We start from the raw sequence: 549 nt of genomic DNA, 5'->3' as shown, positions 1-549 counted from the left end.
CTGTCAAGCTTGCGGTGCTAATTTTGGCAAGTGGGCAGGGCAATGCAGTGATTGCGGCGAATGGAATACCTTGACTGAAGCGCCTAACGTCAGTATGCCACATCATAATAAAAACGTAGCAAAGCCCAATGCTGGTCGCGCCATACCTCGTAATGCAAGTGGTGCTGGTACACCGGCGGGCAATTATGCAGGAACGCATAGTGCTGTGATGCCGCTCAATGCGGTGAGCGTAGGTTTAGATACTAGGTTGCCGACGGGTATTAGTGAATTTGATCGTGTGTTGGGCGGTGGATTGGTTGCAGGTTCTGTGGTACTGATTGGTGGTGATCCCGGTATCGGAAAATCGACCATTCTATTGCAAACCGCGACCAATATGGCAAAAGCGGATTCACTGGCAGGAAGCGCTTTGTATGTGACTGGTGAGGAATCATTGGCACAGGTTGCTATGCGGGCAAAGCGCTTGGATTTGCCTGCGGACAGACTTCGTGTGCTTGCTGAAACCAATGTCGAGACTATTTGTGCTGCCTTGACTCAAGAGCAGCCACCAAT

Annotated in this window: 1 protein-coding gene; it reads left to right on the top strand. The window is 50.8% G+C overall.

What is annotated here, in order from left to right; all coding sequences use genetic code 11:
* Positions 1-549 (top strand): DUF7125 family protein (locus JMW90_RS13630; protein WP_201564779.1); only part of this gene is annotated, 549 nt, incomplete at both ends.

The organism is Psychrobacter glacincola (genome assembly GCF_904846215.1).
Classification (GTDB): domain Bacteria; phylum Pseudomonadota; class Gammaproteobacteria; order Pseudomonadales; family Moraxellaceae; genus Psychrobacter; species Psychrobacter glacincola.
The sequence above is the reverse complement of the archived record's forward strand: the minus strand, read 5'-3'. Positions and strand labels throughout refer to the sequence as shown.